General features: G+C 60.3%; 14 protein-coding genes. All 14 read right to left on the reverse strand.

Translation table 11 applies throughout. The annotated features are described in order from the left end of the window. Nucleotides 1-11: 11 nt before the first annotated feature. Nucleotides 12-1,517, reverse strand: coding sequence for an O-antigen translocase (locus BM216_RS01395; RefSeq protein ID WP_092993786.1), 1,506 nt, complete (start codon nt 1,515-1,517; stop codon nt 12-14). 15 nt (nt 1,518-1,532) lie between these two features. Beyond that, nucleotides 1,533-2,849: a polysaccharide biosynthesis/export family protein gene (locus BM216_RS01400; RefSeq protein ID WP_244530056.1), complete on the reverse strand. Its 1,317-nt coding sequence runs from the start codon at nt 2,847-2,849 to the stop codon at nt 1,533-1,535. A 243-nt stretch (nt 2,850-3,092) separates the two neighbouring features. After that, entirely contained in the window at nt 3,093-4,502 is a 1,410-nt protein-coding gene (locus tag BM216_RS01405; protein ID WP_092993789.1) for an HlyD family type I secretion periplasmic adaptor subunit, read from the reverse strand. Beyond that, a complete protein-coding gene (locus BM216_RS01410; protein WP_092993792.1) occupies nt 4,499-6,643 on the reverse strand; it encodes a peptidase domain-containing ABC transporter in 2,145 nt (714 codons plus the stop codon). Before BM216_RS01410 ends, BM216_RS01405 begins: the two co-directional genes overlap by 4 nt. A gap of 30 nt (nt 6,644-6,673) precedes the next feature. After that, nucleotides 6,674-6,982 (reverse strand): hypothetical protein, encoded by a 309-nt coding sequence (locus BM216_RS01415; RefSeq protein WP_092993795.1) that lies wholly within the window; start codon nt 6,980-6,982, stop codon nt 6,674-6,676. A gap of 29 nt (nt 6,983-7,011) precedes the next feature. Continuing rightward, nucleotides 7,012-8,238, reverse strand: coding sequence for a GTP-binding protein (locus tag BM216_RS01420; RefSeq protein WP_092993798.1), 1,227 nt, complete (start codon nt 8,236-8,238; stop codon nt 7,012-7,014). 14 nt (nt 8,239-8,252) lie between these two features. Further along, complete coding sequence (locus BM216_RS01425; protein ID WP_244530034.1) at nt 8,253-12,194, reverse strand: DUF4082 domain-containing protein; 3,942 nt, start codon at nt 12,192-12,194, stop codon at nt 8,253-8,255. A gap of 438 nt (nt 12,195-12,632) precedes the next feature. Next, nucleotides 12,633-12,932 (reverse strand): CcdB family protein, encoded by a 300-nt coding sequence (locus BM216_RS01430; protein WP_092993804.1) that lies wholly within the window; start codon nt 12,930-12,932, stop codon nt 12,633-12,635. Beyond that, nucleotides 12,932-13,162, reverse strand: a complete 231-nt coding sequence (locus BM216_RS01435) for a type II toxin-antitoxin system CcdA family antitoxin (RefSeq protein WP_092993807.1) — start codon at nt 13,160-13,162, stop codon at nt 12,932-12,934. The genes BM216_RS01430 and BM216_RS01435 overlap by 1 nt, the downstream gene beginning before the upstream one ends. Nucleotides 13,163-13,242: 80 nt before the next feature. Then, a complete protein-coding gene (locus tag BM216_RS01440) occupies nt 13,243-14,445 on the reverse strand; it encodes a M24 family metallopeptidase (RefSeq protein ID WP_092993810.1) in 1,203 nt (400 codons plus the stop codon). 67 nt (nt 14,446-14,512) lie between these two features. Further along, entirely contained in the window at nt 14,513-15,367 is an 855-nt protein-coding gene (locus BM216_RS01445) for an ABC transporter permease (RefSeq protein WP_177230671.1), read from the reverse strand. Between the two features lie 75 nt (nt 15,368-15,442). Next, nucleotides 15,443-16,489 carry an ABC transporter substrate-binding protein gene (locus tag BM216_RS01450; RefSeq protein WP_092993813.1) on the reverse strand — a complete coding sequence of 349 codons (1,047 nt, stop codon included), beginning with the start codon at nt 16,487-16,489 and terminating at the stop codon, nt 15,443-15,445. Nucleotides 16,490-16,518: 29 nt separating this feature from the next. After that, on the reverse strand, nt 16,519-17,574 hold the full coding sequence (locus BM216_RS01455; protein ID WP_092993816.1) for an ABC transporter ATP-binding protein: 1,056 nt from the start codon (nt 17,572-17,574) through the stop codon (nt 16,519-16,521). A gap of 2 nt (nt 17,575-17,576) precedes the next feature. Continuing rightward, nucleotides 17,577-18,401: an ABC transporter permease gene (locus BM216_RS01460; RefSeq protein ID WP_092993819.1), complete on the reverse strand. Its 825-nt coding sequence runs from the start codon at nt 18,399-18,401 to the stop codon at nt 17,577-17,579. Between the last annotated feature and the right edge of the window lie 4 nt (nt 18,402-18,405).

Genomic DNA, 18,405 nt, shown 5'->3' on the forward strand with positions numbered 1-18,405 from the left:
CGCCGGTTCGATCATGCAAACCTGGTGATCCAGCCTCTGATGACCGCCATCGACGCCGGCGGAAGGATGCCGAGCAGCATACGCAGCGAGTAAATGCCGCACAGTGCCGTGGCAAGGCAGCCGATTGCGATGGCAGGCCACAAGGGCAGAACCAAAAACGACACGAAAACCGCGCCGGATGCAGGCAGAAAGAGCAGGACATGCCTGCGGTTTGCCGCCGAGAACCGGAAGCCGGTAAGACGTCGAACTATGAGATAGATCAGAACGCCATGCCAGACATAGAGCCCGAAGAAGGCCATGCCCGCTCCCTGGGTTCCGTATGTCGATACGAACAGCCAGGCGAGGCCCACATGAACCAATGTCGCCGCGACCTCCGTCCAGAAGAAGATGGCTCGAGCATTCTTCGCCAGCACGATGAAGCCCATCGGCCAGGCAACGATCCTCAGCATCATACCGAGGCAGATCCAGCGAAGGAGATCGACTGCCCCGCCGAATTCCGAGGAATAGAACAGGCTCATCATAAGTGGCGCCAGGGTCAGCGTGGCAAGGAGGCCGGGACCGGCCAGCAGCATGCTGATTTCCGCCTGCTCGTTGACAAGGCGGTTGCACTCGACATTGTCGTCCGCCGTTGCCGTGAGACGCGGATAGAAGTCCGTACCCATCGCTTGAAGAATAAAGCCAGCATAAAGGCCGCCGATTGCCCAGGCCGCCTGATACAATCCGGCAGCCAAAACGCCTTCCTGCCGCAGCACGATGAGGCGAATGGCATAGGCCGCACCGAAAGTCAGTAGACCACTTGCCATGAAGACGACGCCCAGCCTGAGCAGGGTCGCAGTCTCCTCGCCAAGCCGCGTTAGCGGCATCGGCGGAGGATTGGCGTATAGCTGTCTGCTGTAATGCCAGGTGGCAAGTGTCGCAACGGCCGCGATCGCCACCACGGACGGCACGATAGCCTCCGCACCGAACACGTAAACCAAGGGGATACTCACAACGGTGCCAAGCAGCGCCGTCAGGACATTGATGCGGGCGAGATTTCCGACTCCTCGCAAGCCCTGGATCAGCGCCGTCTGACCCGCCGCCACCACTCGGAAGAAGACGGCCAGTGAAAGCAGCGCAATTGCGCCGGCATGCTGATGGTCACCGAAGGTCAGGCTGGAGATCGGCAGTGCGAGCACTGCCAGCGAGAGCGCCCCCAGCAGACCCAGTATCGTCGAGAGGCGCCTGAGCGCCGTTGCCGAATGCGCAATCCTCTCGTCGTCACCGCTGCCTGCGGCTTCGGCAATCTGGCGCACGCCGCTGCCGCTCGCACCGAGCCCCGCAACGGCCTGGGCCATGTCGACAATCGACGTGTAAAGCCCCATCAGGCCCACGCCTTCCGGTCCCAGAAGAACGGCCATGGCCTTGTTGCGAATGATGCCGAGGGCAACGTTCACCAGCGAGGAGCCGCCCATCAGCGCTGTCGATTTGAGGATCTGGGTATAGGTCTGGCCGGCGGCGGGCCTCATGCGCAATGTCATACAAAGCCTCGGGGGTTACTGGCTTGCCTGGGTCACTTTGACATCGGACGACGTGTCGGCGAGGGTCTCTGGCCCATTGTCAGATAGGCGAGGCTGGACCACTCTGACGACATCGCCCGGTACCAGTGTCGTTGTTTCGGACGCCTGGAACTCGCTGATCTCTCCCTTGTCCCGCCGGCTGACGGTAAAGGTCAAAGGTGGAGGATCACCGTCGCCTGTCCGGCCACTGTCGCTCGACAGCTCCTCTATGAGCAATTTCTGCGTCATTTCCCGTTTCAGCTTGAGCTGATCGACGGTTACCCTCTCAGCCTGTATTTCGGTGGCGATTTCGCTTCGTTGCGTGTCCTGAAGGCCTTCCAGGTTGCGCGTCGTTTCGCTGATCGCCTGGCGCCCCCGCATGATAGCGGTAACGAGATCGAGCCGATCTGAACGGTAGGTCGTAAGCAACCGCTCCAGGTCCAGTTGCCGTGACGCGACGGTGGCCCCCTTTTCCACCAACGTCCTGACAATCGCCAGCTGCTCTTCGGCCGACTTGATATTGCCGTCAGACCCCTTCAGTTTCTCCTCCAGGGCGCCGATCTCCGACGTCAGGAGATCACGCAACTCGGTGAGCGCCTTGGACTGCCTCTCCAGCGCATTTGCCCGCGCCTGCGCAATGGCTTTTTCCTCATCATAGATTCCGACCGCGTATTGCCGATCGACGCCGACGGGCGGCTCGAAGGCAATCTCCGTCGTACCTGCCATCTCGGCCTGAAGCCGTGAAAGCTTTGCCGCACTGCGCAGAAGCGAGTTATCTATTTCCTTCATGTCCGCCGCGAGCTTGATCGTCTGTGACTGCTGCTGACTGGCGGGGCGGGGCGGGCCTCCGCCCAATGCGAGGGACTGCAGAACCGTCAGTCCGGGACGGAACTTGTATTCGCCCGGCCTTGTTACATCTCCCACGACGTAGATGGGTGGGTATTCCAAGATCTCGATGGTGACCGCAGGTGTGCGAACCAGGCCGATTTTCTCCTGAAGACGCTTGGCAATCTCGTTGGTGAGACCGGCGCTATCGAGATCGCCCACGGAGAGGGAGCCGAGAAAGGGTAGAATAATCACGCCATCATCGGAGATCGTGTGTTCGCCGCCGAGTGCCTCCCACCGCTCGTATTCACCTTTGGCAGGAATCCACTGGACAATGGTCAGACGGATTTTCGTCTGCGGCGCGATAGGGGAGCCATCAGCCAGAGCAGGCGTCGCGAGCCCGGCAAGAAGAGCGAGAGCGTTAAAAACAAACGCTGCGCGGCAGGCCGCGCGAAAAGAGGCAAGCGGCACGGGACGCAAAAGCTTCATATGCATGTCCACCCTGCGGAGCATCCCGGGCGGATGCTGTTTCAATGGCCCTGATGAGGTGCCGGCTGCCGGATTTCGATCGGAAGCCGCGTTACCAGTGTGCCGCCTGATAGGACCCTTCGGAAAGGTGGAGAGCGTTTGTCCCGCCTCATCATTATTGCTTAGGGGAGGAGCCTCCTTCTCCGGACGAGGTACCTTTCCCACTATGTCTGGCAGCCGGTTCCCGCTCGGCTCCAACATGGTCTATGGCTCCCGGAGCGCACTGTCGAGACCCTTCATCACGGGATACAGAATATAAGAAATAATGCTGCGACGACCGACTTTGATCTCGGATGTGACGGTCATTCCAGGCAGGAGCCGAACTATATCCGGCGCCGCGTTGAGGCGTGTGTCGGTCAAGGCCACTCGAGCCCTGAAAAACGGAACAGGCGACTGTCCGGCTGTTATCTCTGCCTGTGTAGGGCTGAACGTGTCTCTGCTGACGACGCGGACCTTGCCCATGGCGGTTCCGAATTTCTGGAAGGGATAGGCATCGAGCTTGATGCGGGCCCCCATGTCGATGACGACGCGGGCAATATCCAGAGCGCTTACCGAGACCTCAGCCTCGAGCGGAATATTGAGCGGGACCAATGTCACGACCGGTTCGGCATCGCGCACCACCGACCCGACGGAGCGTTGGGCGAGGTCAAGGACGACCGCGTCGGCTGGTGCCGTAAGCGTCACCAGCGTCCTACGTAACGCCATCTTCTTAAGTTCTTCGGCCGCGGTATCGCGCTGATCGCGCAACTGGACGAGTTGCTCCATCACGCTACGATGGAAATCCTCGATGAAGGCCTGCTTTTCCGCCTTCAGCTTTTTGACCGTGTGTTCAGCCTCGACGCTCTTGCCGCGAATGGCGGAGAGATCCGCGTCGACATCGAGACGCGCGTCTTTTGCGCCGAGATACATGACCAGCGAGCCGGCCTCCTTCTGATAGAGGCCTTGCCGCGCAGACTCGATCCTGGCGAGGGCGTCGAGGCGATCAGCTAGGACGCCCGCCTGGTCGGCGCCGGCAGTTATCATCGCAGACTGTCCGGCAATCTGCTCGTCGAAATTCTGAAGTTGCGCATCGTAGTACGCTTTGCGTTGCCGAAGGAGAGCAACCTGAAGCTGTTCGTCCCGCGACGAGCCGGCCATCGCCGGGTAGTCTTGTCCCGCAATCTCAGCCTCGATCCGTTTTACCTGGGCATCGAACGCCCTGAACTTGGCCAGTTGCTGATCGACATCCGCCTGGCTGAATGTCGGGTCGAGCGTGGCGAGCTTCTGTCCCGCGTGGACAATCTCTCCGACGGTGACATCAAGCGAACGGATGATCGACGTTTCCAGCGGTTGGACGACCATCGTCGGCTGGCTCGTAATCAGCTTTCCGGTAGCAATGACAACCTCGTCGACCTCCGAGACGCACGCCCACAGGATCACGCTGCAGATCAGTGCCGATAGCGCGTAAAGCGTCACTTTCGCCACTCGAGGCGGGGGACGTTCCTCCAGCTCCACCGCGTCCGATTGAAAGTCGATGATGACCGAAGGAAGCGGCCGTTTCAGGACCACTGCCGATCCCTTTTCCGGAACACGGGCAGGCGGATTTCCGGGTCTCGGCACGGGCACCTGCGTCATGCCACCTGCCTCATTTGCTGAGACCAGAGATGCCGATAAGTCATGCACCGTGAAACAAGCTGATCATGCGGGCCGACGTCGGCAATCTTGCCTCTTTCCATGACGAGGATCGCGTCGGCATCGACGAGGGTCGACAGACGATGCGAGACGATGATGACGGTGCGCCCGGCGGCGATCCTGTTGAGATTCTGTCTGACGATGGCCTCGCTGTCCGGATCGAGCGCGCTTGTCGCCTCGTCGAAGATCAGCAGCTTGGGATCGGTTATCAAAGCGCGAGCGATGGCGAGGCGCTGCTTTTGTCCGCCTGAAAGATTGCCGGCATTTTCTTCGAGCAAGGTGTCGAAGCCTCGCGGCAGCCGCTCTATGAATTCCTCAGCACCCGCCATCTGGGCTGCGGCGATGACTTCTTCGATCGTCGCGCCAGGCTTGGTTGCCGCAATATTGTCGCGCACCGTTCCGCGGAACATGAAGTTGTCCTGCAGGACGACGCCGATATTGGTGCGCAGATGGACGAGATCGATTTCGCGGCTGTCATAACCATCGACGCGAATGATCCCCTGCTGGTTCTGGTAAAGCCCCTGGATAAGCCGCGTTACGGTCGTTTTGCCCGAACCGCTTTTCCCGACGATGCCGACGACCGTGCCGGCGGTGATGGTGAAGGAGATGTCATCGAGCGCAGGCGCTTCATCCGAACCGTAGCGGAACGACACCTTGTCGAATTCGATCCGGCCGGTCAGCGCCGGGCTTATGCCCCTGCCGCGACCGGATTGTTCCGATCGCTGATTCATGATCTCGCCGAGCATGCGCACGGAAAGGGCGACCTCCTGATATTCATGCACCATGGTGACGATCTGCAAGAGAGGCCCGGAGACCCTGCCAGCCAGCATGTTGAATGCCACGAGCGTTCCAATGGTCATGGTGTTGTCGAACACCGCAAGCGCGCCAAGGCCGATGATTGCGACATTCATCAGCTTTTCCAGAAGGCCGGTCAGCGCTTGCGCGGCGGTCGAAATCTTGTCGACGCGGAAGCGGAGCGAGATGGAAAGCGCTGATTGATCGTCCCAGACCTTCCTTTGCCGCGGCTCCAGCGCAAGAGACTTCACCGTCCGCATGCCGTGAACGGTTTCGACGAGCAGGGCCTGACGTTCGCCCTCCGCCTGATAGAGGGCCTGAAGGCGCCTCTGAAACGGTCCGACCAGCAGCGCCACGACAAGTCCGACAAGGACCGTGAAGCCCAGGACGACGAGCGTCAGCTTGACGCTGTAGAGGACGAGGATCGGCACGAAGACCAGCAGGGAAAGGCTGTCGAGTAGGGTCAGGAACAGACGGCCGGTCAGGAACTCTCGTATCCGGCCGGTCTGCTGCATGTGCTTCACCAGCACCCCGGCCGAGGCCTGCTCAAACAACGCGATCGGCAGAAACAGAAGATGACCAAAGGTCCTCGTAGCAACCCGGATGTCTATCTTGTTCGTCGCATAAAGCAGGATGTACCGGCGCAGGAAGGTGAAGATTGCCTCGAAGACAAGTGCGATCGAGATCCCGATCGTCAACACCGCAAGCGTTGCATAGCTCTGGTGTACCAGCACCTTGTCGATAACGAGCTGGAAGAAGATCGGCGTTGAGAGACCCAGCCCGTAGAGGATAATGGCGGCGATGCCGACGTCGCGGAAAAGACTGCGCTGGCGGATGATGTCCGGCACGAACCATCGAAGCCCAAACGGCTGGTTTTCGTCCATCAGGCGGTAGCCGCGCTTGATCAGGATCACGCGCCCGGCCCAGCTCTTTGAGAACTGCTCCTCGCTCAGGATGATGAATTCCGGCCTCTGCGCGAGCGGATCGAGAATACTGATACTCTCGTGACCTTCCGCGACAGATGCTCCGGCGATCACGATCCAGTTGCCGTTCTCCAGCTCGGCCAGTACCGGATAGGCCTGGCGGAGATTTACCAGAGCCTGCCAATTCAGACTGAGACAGCGCGCGTGCAGCCCCGCTTCCTTGGCCATGCGTAGCAATTGTCGCGTTGAAACACGGGCTTCCCCGACATCATAGTCATGCAGCAATCGCTCCGGCGAGAGGTCTACCCCGTGGTGGCGACCGACCAGGGCGAGACAGTGAAGATTGGTGTGTATGACGTCGCTCATGGCATCAGCCGCAGCTCGTGCCATCTCCGGTCAGTTGAAATTCGGTGATGTGTTGGAAGGCGCCGGCTCCAGAATCTCGCCGTTGGCCGTAGGGATTTTCGCCACGGGCGCGCCGCGTCGCACGGCGCCCGCCTCCACCAGCCCACCCAATGCCTTCTGCATCAGATCGACGGCATTGGCGAACGCATCTACCGGCATGATGATCCTTTGGCGAAAAGCCGGCTGCGGATTTCCATTGGCGTCACGTTTGGTCGGCGAGAGGGACATCATGTCGAGACGGACGATTGTGCCCGTCACCGTGATTTCGCCTATGCCATCGCAATAAAGTTCGTCTGTCATGCCAGTCTCCGTGGTGTGAGAAGCGTGATTCATAATGTGGCGTGGGCATGGCCGTGGCCATGCTGCCAAGGCGGGAACGGATCGCGCAGGTCGCCCCATCGATCGGGCTCGAAGCGATCCTCATCGCCGATCAGGCAGGTGTCGAGCATGGAACGGATCTCAGCCTCGGCGAGGTTTACGCCGATGAAGACCAGCTCCTGCCTGCGGTCACCCCAGACATTGCTCCAGTGGCTGTCGAGCAGGCGGCGAAAATGCGGATATGCCGGCCATTGCGCCTTCGGCACCGTCGCCCACCAGAAACCTTTCGTTTCGGTCCGTCGCTGTATGCCGGCGATAGACAGCAACCCGATCCAATCGGGTCGGGTGGCCAACCAGAAATGGCCCTTGGCGCGCAGAAGCCCCGGCCATTCCGCCTGCAGGAATTTTTCGAGCATCGAAGGATCGAACGGCCGACGCGCCCTGTAGACGAAACTGCTGATGCCATATTCCTCGGTTTCCGGAACGTGATCCTCCCAACCGAACAATTCCTTGTGCCAAAGAGGATGCCGCGACGCCTTGGCCTCGCTGAAAAGTCCGGTGTTCAGGATCGTGCCGAGGGGCAGTCGGCCGAAATCCGCCTCCACGATGCGTGCATCCGGATTAAGCGCGGCAATGACGAGGCGCACGGCCCGCCGTGTTTCCGCATCGACCTCGGAGATCTTGTTGATCACCACCACGTCGCAGAACTCGATCTGTTCAACGAGAAGATCGATCAGTGAGCGTTCGTCGCTGCCATCACGCGTCTCGCCCCTGTCGCTCAACAGTTCCTCGCTCGAATAGTGATTGAGAAGATTTTCCGCGTCGACGACGGTGACCATCGTGTCGAGGCTGGCGATATCGCAAAGCGCGGCACCGGAAACATCCCGGAAGGAAAAGGTCGCCGCGATCGGCAGTGGCTCCGCAATCCCTGTCGCCTCGATCAGAAGATAGTCGAAGCGGTTCTCGTCCGCGAGCCGGCGCACTTCGCCGAGCAGGTCGTCACGCAGCGTGCAGCAGATACAGCCATTCGACAGTTCCACCAGCGTTTCCTCGGTCATCGACAGGCTGCCGCCCCCATCCCGAACAAGATCGGCATCGATGTTGACGGAGCTCATGTCGTTGACGATGACCGCGACGCGCAGACCTTCCCGGTTGCACAGGACATGGTTGAGGATCGTCGTCTTGCCGGCACCGAGAAAGCCGGTCAGTACCGTCACGGGCAGCTTTTTGTGTGTCATCGTGGCCCTTCCCGCTAGGCAGCCAGTTGCGGCCGGAATGCGACGTCGACGTAGTAGTTCGTGTCGTTGTAACTGGCCTGAGGGAACAGACCGCTCGAACCATAGGCATAGACGCCGTTGCCGCCGCTGAGAGCCGATGACAAGGCATGCAGGTTGCCGCTATCCAGCGAATTACTGAAGAAGTTTTCGGTCGCCGAATAGTTGCCACTGGTGCTGTAGGAGACGACGTATGTCGTGTTCGCGGAAATCGCCACGTCCGACGCAAGATCGACGGATTGCCAGCCACTGGCGGTCTCATTGGTGAAGGTCGCGCTGGAGAGCAGCACCCCGTCGGCAGTCCAGAGATATCCGGTATGCGGACCCGTATTGCTGCTGCCCTTGTAGAAGCGGATACTCTCGATCCAGCCCGCCGTATCTGCCTGGAACTTCATACCGAGATTGACCAGATTGATGTCATCGACAGAAATGATCGAGGGTAAATTCGCAGCGGTGAACAGGCTTTGGGTCTCGCTCGGTGGAGAAACGGTCAGAGATACCTGGGCAGACGACGTGCCGCCTTGGCCATCCGAGATCGAATAGGAGAAGCTGGCGGGACCGGAATATCCGGCATCGGCGGTGAATGTCACTGTTTGCAGCGTGCTGTCATAGGACACCGATCCGTTGACCGCGTTGCTGACGCCGGTGATGACCAGAGGATCGCTGTCCGGATCGTTGTCGTTCGCGAGCAGTGCCGTTCCCGCAATCGTGAGCGGAGTGCCGGTAGTGGCGGAAAAACCGCTGTCGGCAACCGCGACAGGCACGCCATTCGCGGTGGACGGCTGGTAAAGAACGTCGACCCAGTAATTCGTCGAGTTGTAGCTCTGGGTCGGGAACAGGCTGGACGTTCCATAGGCGAAGAGACCGTTGCCGCCGGCACTTGATGTCGAAGGCGCAGAAATGTTGCCGTTGGTCCGCGTCGTGTCGAAGTAGTTCGCGGTTGCCACATAGTTGCCGTTCGAGTGATAGCTGACGACGTAAGTCGTGCCGGCCGAGATCGTGACCGGCTGAGAGAAGGTCGCCTGCTGCCAGCCGCTCACGGTCTCTCCCGAGAAGGTGACGGTAGCGAGAAGCGTCCCCGTGCTGGTCCAGAGCGATCCGGTATGGACACCGGTGTCCTGGATGCCCTTGTAGAAGCGTACCCCCGTCACTTCCCCTCGGGTGGACGCGACAAACTTCATCCCGAGCTCGACAGAACGTGAATCGTCCTCATTGGAGGCAGGCGGCACATCAGCGACCGTGAACAGACCCGTTGTAGTCGGCGGTGGCCGAACATTCAGCTGCACGGTTGCGGATGACGTGCCGCCATTGCCATCCGTGATCGTGTAGGAAAAGCTCGCTACACCCTGGAAGCCGTTGGTCGGCTTGAAATTGAACGTCTGGGTCTGCGCGTTGAAGGAGACGGTACCATTGGAGGCGCCCCCGGCCGACACGACTGATAGCGGGTCTCCATCCGGATCGTTGTCATTGGCGAGGACATAAGAAACCGCAATGCCGACTGACGTGTTCTGGTCTATTGAGATGCCGCTGTCGTTACTGGCCACGGGCGCCGCATTGGTCCTCGAGGACTGAAAGACCACGTCGACCCAGTAATTGGTATCGTTGAAGCTGGTATTGGGAAAGATATTGTTTCCGGTTCCATAGGCGTAAACACCGGCCCCCTGGGAAACCCGGATCGGACCACTGCTATGGCTGGTGCTGAAATAGCCGTCGGTCGACGAATAATAGCCGTCGGAATGGTAGGAGGCGACATAGGTTACGCCCGCGGCGATCTGGACAGGACTGGAGAAGGTCACAGTCTGCCAGCCGCTGAGCGATTCCCCAGTCGACATTCCGGTGGCGAGGCGTGTGCCATCCGCCGTCCACAGACTGACCTGATGGTCGCCGACGTTATAAAAGCCCTTATAGAAGCGGATCCCCGTGACGGCGCCGGCCGAGGTTGTTTGGAAGCGCATTCCGAGTTCGACGCTGTCGCGGTCGAGCGTGGTCTGCACAAGCGGCGTCACCGCCTGCGTCCAGAGACTGGAGGTCGTGGGCAGGGATACATTAACCTGCTTGCCCACGGAAGGGGTCTCCAGATTGACGCTGTCATCTACCGCGCGAGACATGATCGTGTAGGTGCCGCTGGCCTGCACGACCCAGTTGAAGCTCCAGTTCTCACGGCCGGTGGCCTTGAACCAGTGCAGGCCGCCATCGGTGGACACTTCCACGCCGGCAACGATCCCGCCACCAAGATCCTGTGCCGTTCCGGTGATCGTGACATGCTGACCTTCGGCGAAATTCGCGCCGAGTGTAGGAGACGTGATCGTCGACGTCGGCTTTAGGTTGTCCATCGACTGGGTTGCAAGCACGAGGCTCGCATCTATCGTCGTTGGCTGGATACCCATGTCGGCGAACATGTTGATCATCGCCTGCTGAACATTGGGATCGGTGGGCGTTTCCGCTCCTTCGTGGTTGGAACTCAGGCCCCAGGACCAGAAGACGGTGCCGGCGCCGAAGACGAGTGCCCCGCTTTCCGCCCGGTACATGGTCAGGCTGTGGGTGGCCACGGCGCTTCCGACGCTTGTCCCGTAATCGCGCAGATAGGTGTCGACGGCTATGCTGGAGAGCGACAGATTGACCAGGCCAGCGGGTCGGAAACCGTTCTCGACATCGGAATCCCATTCATATCCCAGCAGGTTTTCCGTCAGCTGGAATGTCTCGCCCGGCTGCAGATCCGCAACATCCGTATTGCGCCAGAAGCGCAGATTGGAAAAATCGTAAGGGATCGAAATCGCGTCCTGGCGATAGCTGTCTACCGTAAACATGGTGCCGGTGAGGGAATTCTCAGGCTCCTGACCGGGATCGGCATAGCGGGGATCGCGCCAGGTGCCTGTCCCGATGTCGCTCGGATCGGTGCTGGTGCCCCAGGTCTCCTTGTAACAGACCATGGTCCTGTAAGGCGTGCCGTTGCCGTCGATGCTGTTTTCCCAGCGGATCTTCCAGTAGCATTCGTTGCCGCTCCAGAAGGCGAGATTGACGCCTGAGTCGCGTGCCGCTTCGACATTCTCGCGCTGTTCCGCGGACCAGTATTCGTCGTGGCCGACCGAGAGAAAGGCCTGGTGATTGAGCAGCTGGGCACCGTCGCGTGTGGCATCGACACCCGAGATGTAGGAGACGTCATACCCGTTCTGCTCAAGCCACGAGATTGCCGCGCTTTCCGCGCCGAAGATGAAATCGTGGGTACCGCCAACCGGGCTCGTATTGGTGATGATCGGCCGGTTGTAGCTGACCGCGGACGCCCTGCCGATTGCGGTCAGGCCGCAACTACAGTTCGGCGGCATGTAGCCGACCATGTCCGCCGGATCGACGGGAACTTCGCCATAATAGAGACTGGCCCCACCCCAGGCATTATAGGCCTGCCAGGTCGTGTCAGACGTCTGGAACACGATATCGCTGGTGGATCCGTCGTCGCGCACGATGAACGGGACTATGCTCTCACCGCTCGTCCCATCTTCTCGAACCAGCTTGGCAAAATAGACGCCGGAAACCGCATCCTCCGGTATCTGCCAGCTTGCCGATACATCCCAGTTGCCGCAGTCGATGAGGCCCAGGGACATGTCGACAATCGGATGGTCCTGGATTTGTGCCGTTTCGAGCGTTTTCTCGATAGTCGCCACCTTGCGGGCACCATCGCCGCCATAATAACCCATCCGGTAGATATCCAGCCGGTACTGGGTGGAGTCGGTGGCGATCTTGAAATCGACAGTCCCACCTATATTGGTGCTGATTTCGGTCGCAAAGCCCTGGATATTGCCGTCTCCGTCGCCCTCGATACCCCATTCGCTTTTGGGATTCCCCTGCTTGAGGTTTTCAAGCGCGATCTTGTTGAGTGGCTCTGCTGCTGCCTCATTCACTTGAACAGACGATGAAATGGTCACAGCGTTGACCTCTTGTTTGTTGAAGCTCGTTAGGAAGGCTTCAGTCACGCTGCCCGGATTCCGACTTTGCGCCACGCAGCGGCAGCTGAAGACGCCGGCCCAACCGGTGTTTCACCTGCCTACCAATTCGCTGTTCGGGATTTGAGACAAAGACTTACAGCCCAGATGTAAACATCTTGCCCGAGAACGCCTGCAAGGGGGCGTTGGCAGTTGGGATGAAGGCATGTTTTGCACATCCACCAATGTGATGATGCGTCTTTGTCTTAAAGGTAGAGCTTTATTCGACCCTACTGCAACTGATCACAACCGGCTCGGACAGGATCATCAATACGCATCTCAGGCGTGCTGTCCATTTAGCGCCAACTCACCGGGAGACGGTATCGCCGAATGCCGGCGGGTTAATGCCGGCGGGTTATGGATATGAGCTCATGGAGGATGTCAGAACCCCTGGAAGAGAAAATCCGTCGCTGCGGTGATCTCATCCTGGCGGTGAGTGAGATTCAGAACCGTTTCGCCGAGAAGCCGTTTCGGGAGCGAAGCCATGGACGGTATAAGGATGAGGTAGGAATGACCGTCTATATCGACGCGGGGGGTGAGCCTGACGAAAGCGGGCCCAATCTCGCTGACGGGCATAACGGGCGCAACCACTCTGGTCTCGAGCGAATCCAAAAGATCTGCCTGCAGATCTAGCACAAGGCCGTCCCGGCCTTTAAGCTTGTGGACGTGGAAGCGCGCCATCAGAAGGTGCGGTATTCTTCGAGCGGTAGACCATTCTTCTCGATGTATTCGTTATAGGCTTTGATAGCCTCGGCGTTTTCTTCCTTCCAGCGACGTTCGCGTTCTGCTTTTACGGCCTTCGCGATACCGTCTTCGGCCGCGCGGGACAGGTTGATATCCAGGTCACGGGCCTGCGAGAGAAGCTCACTGTCGAGCGAGAGATTGGCAGCTTTGCGGGCGGTTGAGGGCATATCCAAGCCTCCATTCATGCGCAGATGATATGCGCATGAATGGAAAAGGCAAGAGCCATGATGGCCGGTGATGACGCGCCTCAGCCGAAGGGCTTGTCGATCGAATGGGCCGGTTCGGTGAAGAAGACCGGGCCGGTCTCGCTCATGTAGATGATATCTTCCAGGCGCACGCCGCATTCGCCGTAGATGGCAAGCATCGGCTCGTCGGAGAACACCATGCCGGGTTCGAGGGGCGTCTTGTTGCCGCGCACGATATAGGGGTCTTCGTGCATGTCCATGCCGAGGCCGTGGCCTGTGCGGTGGGGGAGACCCGGCACCTTGTAATCCGGGCCGTAACCGGCATCGGTCAGCACCTTGCGGGCGGCGAAATCGACCTCCTCGCAAGGCGTGCCGAGCTTGGCCGCATCGAAGGCCGCGCGGTGGGCCTTCTGTTCCAGCGTCCAGACATCCCGCTGGCGGTCGGTCGGCTCGCCGAAGACATAGGTCCGGGTGATATCCGAGCAGTAGCGGTGGATATGGGCGCCGAGGTCGATCAGCACCATGTCGCCGGTCTTCAGCGTCTGAGGGTAAGGCACGCCATGGGGGTAGGCGGTCGCCTCGCCGAACTGGGCGGCGGCGAAGATGTGGCGCATGCCGAGCTTCTGATGGGCGGCGGCAATGAAGTCGGTCACTTCCGTGGTCGAGACGCCTTCGTAAAGGCCCTGCCAGACGGCCTTGTGGACGCCGAGGCTTGCGGTCATCGCCGCCTGGATGATGGCGATCTCGGTCTTCGACTTGATCTGCCGGCATTGGGCGATCAGATCCTTGGCGCCGACGACTTTAAGGCACGCACCGACATGGGCGGTGATGGGGCTCGAAAAGACGAAGGGCGTCGCCGGATCGAAGGCCAAAGTATCGCCTTTAGCGACCAAGCCGCAGATCAGGTCGGCGACGAGGACCGCCGGATCCTCGTGCTCTTCCCAGACGGCGATCTCGCCGGGGATGGTGATCAGCGTCTCGGTCTTCGGTTCCTCGAAGGCGGGGCTGATATAGATCGGCGCGCCCGAGGAAGGGATGATCGCGCCATGCAGGCGCTCGCTGGCGCCGAGCGTGATGGCGGTGAAATAGGTGAGGCTGGTCGAGGTATCGAGATAGACAGCCTTGACGCCCTGGTCCTGCATCAGGCCCTGCAGCTTGGCGATACGGCCATTCAGCTCCTCGGCCGAGATCGGCGGGATGGAGGCGGCGATGTTGTCGAATTCAGACAAGGACTGTTCGAAGGACTTGTAGGCGGGGGCAGTCATAACGGGGTTTCCTCTTGGGGGCGTGCGCCCGTCATCAGGCGGCGCATCGTTGGATTCGATCGGGTCTCTATTCCGAATAATTATAGCGCTTGGCAATGAACATGCTGCTGGCGACGGTCAGAACCAGCGTCACGCCCATGAGGATGAAGGAGAGCGTCGCGCCGAAGGGCCAGTTGGCCTTGCCGAGCACTTCATCGACCACCATCGGCGCCATCATGCGGAAATTCGGGCCGCCGAGCAGGACCGGCGTTGCATAGGCGTTCATGGTGAGGATGAAGGAGAGCACGAAGGCGGCGAGGATGCCGGGCATGACCAGCGGCACGGTGACGAGGCGGAAGGTTTCGAACGGGCCTGCGCCGAGGCTCAAGGAAGCATCCTTGGTATTCGGGTCGAGGCCTTCGAGCACGCTCTGAAGGGTGAGCACCACATAGGGCAGGTTGACGGAGACGATGCCGACGAAGACGGCGGTCGGCGTGTACATCAGCGTCAACGGATCGCCGATCAGGCCGATCGCGCCGAGCAGGTAGTTGACCACGCCGTTCTGGCCGAAAGCGACCATCCATCCGGCGGCGCGCACGGCATTGCTGACGAAGAGCGGCAGGATGATCATCAACAGCAGAAGCGTCTTGATGCCACCTTTCTGCCGGGCGATGAAGCTGGCGAGCGGCAGGCCGAGAATGATGCAGGCGACGGTGACGCCGAATGCCATGAAGACGGTGGTGCGGAGGCCGGCGAGATAGTAGCTGTCGGAGAGCAGGTTGACGTAGTTGGCGACCGTCATGCCCTCGACCATGAATTCGCCGGGCACATACTGGTTGAAGCTGTAGCGCAGCAAAAGCAGCATCGGCAGGGCGAGAAACACCACGACCATCAGCGTCGCAGGGGTCAGCATCGCAGCTGCCGTCGTTCCCTTCTTGATCATGTCTCTGCCGTCCCTTGATGCGCGAATTTGAATGCCGGCCGGGGCGAGCCCGGCCGGCGTCGTCAAAGATGAGGATCAGCCCTTGAAGGACTTGTTCCACCAGTCCTGCAGCGCCGCGTCGTTCTTGGCGAGATAGTCCATCTTCTGGACCATCAGGCTCTTGCGCTGCTCCTCGGTGTAATCGACCAGCTTGGCCAGTTCCGGGTCGAGCTTGACGGTGGAATTGGTCGGCGCATAGCCCATGCTCTCGGCAAAGGCCGTCTGCGGGCCCTGTTCCATCATGGCGTTGAGATAGGCGTAGGCAGCTTCCTTGTTCTGGGCATTCTTCGGAACGCACATTTCGGAAATGTAGAGGACGAGGCCTTCCTTCGGCACGGCGATCTCGACCGGAATGCCGGCCTTCTTCCACATGTAGCCGCGGGCGTTCCACATGATGCACATGACGCATTCTTCGGTCTTCAGCGCCTGCGCCATCGCCTCGTTGGTCGGGTAGATCTTGACGCCCTGCTTCTTCAGTTCCAGCAGCTTCTCCTTGCCGGGCTCGTAATTGTCGAGCGCGCCGCCGGAGATCATCGCGGCGGATTCGATCGTCGTCTGGTACTGGATGTCGATGACGCCGATCTTGCCGGCATATTGCGGATCCCACAGATCGGCATAGGAGGTCGGCGGCGTCTTGACGAACTTCGGATTGTAGAGAATGACGCGGCCCGTATAGATGTGCGGGACGCTGTAATTGTTGCGGAAGACTGCCGGCACATTCTTCATGTTCGGCACCTTGGTCTCGTCGAGTTCCTCGAGGAGGCCGTTCTGGTTCATCTCATAGGCGCCCTGGCCGGTGAGGCAGGCGATGTCCATCGAGCCGCGCGGCAGGCGGCGCTCGGCGAGCATCTTGGTCTTGCGGACGGTATCGTTGGCCGTGTCGAACACGACGTTGATGCCGCTATCCTTCATCAGCGTATCGACGATGAACTGCTGCTGCAGGTTCTGGTAGTCGCCACCCCAGGTGCCGACTACGACGCGGCCGCTCGGGGCTGCGCGTGCGACGGTTCCGGAAAGTGCGGTGCTGGCCGCCAGTGCGCCGGCCATCAGGCCGAATTGTCTTCTGTTGATGCCATTCGTCATGCTGTTCCCTTTCTCTATTGTCTCATCATTCACATCAGGACTGCGGATTCAGGCGAGAAGGAGAGGTGGAGCCGGCTGCCGATATCGGCGGTGAGGCCCTTGTCCTTCAGATGCTTGACGGTGGTGATGACGGTGAAGGCGTCGCCCGTCGGCAAAGTGGCGACCATCTCCAGATTGCCGCCGAGGAAGACGCTGTGGGTGATCTCGGCCTCGAAGCAGTTCGCCTCGGTGGTCTTGCCCGCCGAAAGCTCGATCATTTCCGGCCGCACCACCAGTTCGGTGGAGGGGCGTTCGGCAATGGCGGTGGCGACGGTCAGTCCGCTCTTCGCCTTGAAGGCCGTCTGGCCGGCGCCGATCTCGCCCTCGACGAAATTGGTGCGGCCGATGAAGGAGGCGACGAAGCGGTTGGCGGGATGATTGTAAAGTTCGGTCGGCGTGCCGATCTGCTGGATCTTGCCCTCCTGCATGACGACAAGCCGGTCGCCGACATACATGGCCTCGTCTTGGTCATGGGTGACCATGATCGTGGTGATGCCCAGTTTCTGTTGAAGCGCGCGCAGCTCGTCGCGCACCTGCAGGCGCAGTTTCGCATCGAGATTGGACAGCGGCTCGTCGAGCAGCAGGATATCGGGGCGGATGGCGATGGCGCGGGCGATCGCGACACGCTGCTGCTGACCGCCGGACATCTGTTTCGGATAACGATCCTCCAGATGGCCGAGCCGGACCAATTCCAGCGCCTCGCGGACGCGCACCTTGATCTCGTCTTCCGCAAGCTTGCGGCGGCGAAGGCCGAAGGCGACGTTTTCGAAGATCGTCAGATGCGGGAAGAGCGCATAGTTCTGGAAGACGAGACCGATATTGCGGCGATAGGGCGGCTCGGCGGTGATGTCGCGGTTGCCGATCGCAAGGCGGCCGGTGTTCTGCTCGACGAAGCCGGCGAGCATGCGCAGCGTCGTCGTCTTGCCGCAGCCCGATGGGCCGAGCAGGATCAGGAACTCGCCGTCCTTCACCTGCAAATTCATGTCGTCGACGGCAACGAAATCACCGTAGACCTTGCGCAGGTTTTCGATCGTGACTGTTGCCATGTTCAAACCATCCTGGAGAGATTGACGAAACGATTGGTGATGACGAGCGCAAGCCCGATGATCGCCACCTGCATGACGGAGGCCGCAGCGATCGTCGGGTCGATCTTCCACTGCAGATACTGGAGGATCGCGACCGGCAGGGTGAGCTGGCCGGGCGTCGACAGGAACATCGACACTTCGAGATTGCCGAAGGAGACGACGAAGCTGAAGATCGCCGCGGCGACGATGCCGGGGCGGATCAGCGGCAGCGTCACCTTCCAGATGACGGTGAAGGGCGAGGCGCCAAGGCTGGCGGCCGCTTCCTCGACGACCTCGTTGAGGCCGGCGAGGTTGGCTGTCAGAAGCCTGACGCACCACGGGATGGTCAGGAGCACATGGCCGGCGATGAAGCCGGTCATCGAACCGGTGGCCGGGATGCCGGTTCTCACCTCAAGCTCGACCATCGTCATGTAGAGCGAGGCGCCGATGACGATGGCGGGCACGATGAGCGGCGACATCAGCATCTGCATGATGGCGTTGCGGCCGATGAAGCGCTTGCGCACCAGAACGATCGCCGCCGGAATGGTGACGAGCATGCCGATGATGGTCGCGCCGATCGCGACCATGGCGCTGAGATAGAAGCCGTCGATGAACTGCGGCTGGCGCCACACCTCGGCAAACCAGTTCAGCGTATAACCTTCCGCCGGCAGCGACAGCACGCTGTTGGAGATGACCGACAGCCAGAAGATTAGGATCAGCGGCAGGACGCAGATGCCCAGCCCGATCGTGTTGATCAGGCCGACCGACAGCCGTCCCAGGCGTTCCGAAAAGGTCTTGCCCTGTACCATCTTC

The sequence above is a fragment of the Rhizobium sp. NFR07 genome, assembly GCF_900111905.1.
Classification (GTDB): domain Bacteria; phylum Pseudomonadota; class Alphaproteobacteria; order Rhizobiales; family Rhizobiaceae; genus Neorhizobium.

Coding starts and splice junctions, on each gene's coding strand:
- BM216_RS01395 (WP_092993786.1), bottom strand. CDS start 1,517: ATGACATTGCGCATGAGGCCCGCCGCCGGCCAGACCTATACCCAGATC.
- BM216_RS01400 (WP_244530056.1), bottom strand. CDS start 2,849: ATGAAGCTTTTGCGTCCCGTGCCGCTTGCCTCTTTTCGCGCGGCCTGC.
- BM216_RS01405 (WP_092993789.1), bottom strand. CDS start 4,502: ATGACGCAGGTGCCCGTGCCGAGACCCGGAAATCCGCCTGCCCGTGTT.
- BM216_RS01410 (WP_092993792.1), bottom strand. CDS start 6,643: ATGAGCGACGTCATACACACCAATCTTCACTGTCTCGCCCTGGTCGGT.
- BM216_RS01415 (WP_092993795.1), bottom strand. CDS start 6,982: ATGACAGACGAACTTTATTGCGATGGCATAGGCGAAATCACGGTGACG.
- BM216_RS01420 (WP_092993798.1), bottom strand. CDS start 8,238: ATGACACACAAAAAGCTGCCCGTGACGGTACTGACCGGCTTTCTCGGT.
- BM216_RS01430 (WP_092993804.1), bottom strand. CDS start 12,932: ATGGCGCGCTTCCACGTCCACAAGCTTAAAGGCCGGGACGGCCTTGTG.
- BM216_RS01435 (WP_092993807.1), bottom strand. CDS start 13,162: ATGCCCTCAACCGCCCGCAAAGCTGCCAATCTCTCGCTCGACAGTGAG.
- BM216_RS01440 (WP_092993810.1), bottom strand. CDS start 14,445: ATGACTGCCCCCGCCTACAAGTCCTTCGAACAGTCCTTGTCTGAATTC.
- BM216_RS01445 (WP_177230671.1), bottom strand. CDS start 15,367: ATGATCAAGAAGGGAACGACGGCAGCTGCGATGCTGACCCCTGCGACG.
- BM216_RS01450 (WP_092993813.1), bottom strand. CDS start 16,489: ATGACGAATGGCATCAACAGAAGACAATTCGGCCTGATGGCCGGCGCA.
- BM216_RS01455 (WP_092993816.1), bottom strand. CDS start 17,574: ATGGCAACAGTCACGATCGAAAACCTGCGCAAGGTCTACGGTGATTTC.
- BM216_RS01460 (WP_092993819.1), bottom strand. CDS start 18,401: ATGGTACAGGGCAAGACCTTTTCGGAACGCCTGGGACGGCTGTCGGTC.